Origin of the sequence: Pseudomonas sp. EA_65y_Pfl1_P113 (assembly GCF_963970525.1) — a bacterium.
Lineage (GTDB): Bacteria > Pseudomonadota > Gammaproteobacteria > Pseudomonadales > Pseudomonadaceae > Aquipseudomonas > Aquipseudomonas tritici.
The window spans coordinates 1-1105 of sequence record NZ_CAXAQM010000099.1; the positions used below are offsets into that span (position 1 = coordinate 1).

The window sequence follows — 1105 nt, forward strand, 5'->3', positions numbered from 1 at the left end:
CGTCGAGGGCGATGCCACGGTCCTTTTTCGTTACTACGACCCCCGTATCACGCGTTTGTGGCTGACTGGTCTGGAGCCCCAGGCGCGTGATCGATTGATGGGGCCAATCCGACTTATTTTGCTGCCGGAATTGGCTCACGATTCCGGATGTATTCGTCAGGAAAACCCTGAACAGCCCATCGGGCAGTACACGGATAAGCCTTGGTTATGCCTTACCCCAGAACAACTGGCTCAGTTGAGCGAAGCCAAGCGGCTACGTCTTGCCCAGCAGTTGATCGAACATTGTCAGCAGCACTTCCCTCAATGCCTGCAAGGATTGGATCACGCCGCACAGCAGCAGTGGGTCACAACCTGTCAGCTCAGCGCTGAAAGGCAAGGCTACGCTGCCGCCGATGAAGTCACTCGCTGGGCCAGCTTTCACGCCTTACTAGGTAATGACTTTCCTGACGCTCCCGGCCATGCCGTTTACCGACAGATTCTCACCGAACCTGGGGTTTTACCTGAGCAACGCCTGGACAACCTGAGTGCTGAACTAAAGCGTCAGCAACTCACCGATAAGGAACTATCCGTATGAGTGCTGAAAAACTGGCCATGGTTGACCAGTTGGCTCAGGCAGACCGAGCCGCCACGGGGATACCACACGAAGATATCAACAGTTCAATTACGCCCTGCCAAGCCCGCCAACCCGACATATTCGTAGTGCCTGTGCGGTATGCCCTGGCGGAAGAAAAAGCCGCCCATCCTTGCTGCGTGCCCGGCGCTACTACCCAGAGCCACCCTATGGCGGCACGCCGCCTGCGGGGAGGTTTTCTGTACTTGTGGCAAGACAACGGTCCTCTCAAGCGCTATGCAATCGGGCCGAATGGTTTGCTGAGTGAGCAGGCGCTGGAAGCCGATGCCACCGTTGTGCTGGATGGCACCCTGACAGGTCTGGCCCTGAAGAAAATCTATGACGCCTGGATGCTCTATAGCGAGTTTCCACTGAATCCGGAACACTGCAAGGCGCTGAGCGACAGCAGCGCCAAACGCAGTGCGCACATGCGTCACGTTGCCTTGCGCACGGTGGCTAACGAGCTACAGGCGCCTCATTGCCCGCCGCTGGCCA

The 1105-nt window shown here is 57.6% G+C and carries 2 protein-coding genes; both read left to right on the top strand.

Going from position 1 to position 1105, the window contains the following annotated elements; all coding sequences use genetic code 11:
* On the top strand, positions 1 to 574 hold a 574-nt coding region (locus AACY52_RS28440), incomplete at its 5' end, for a DUF4123 domain-containing protein (protein WP_339561086.1).
* Positions 571 to 1105, top strand: a 535-nt coding sequence (locus AACY52_RS28445) for a toxin VasX (RefSeq protein ID WP_339561087.1), incomplete at its 3' end; no start/stop codon positions are given. The genes AACY52_RS28440 and AACY52_RS28445, both read left to right, overlap by 4 nt.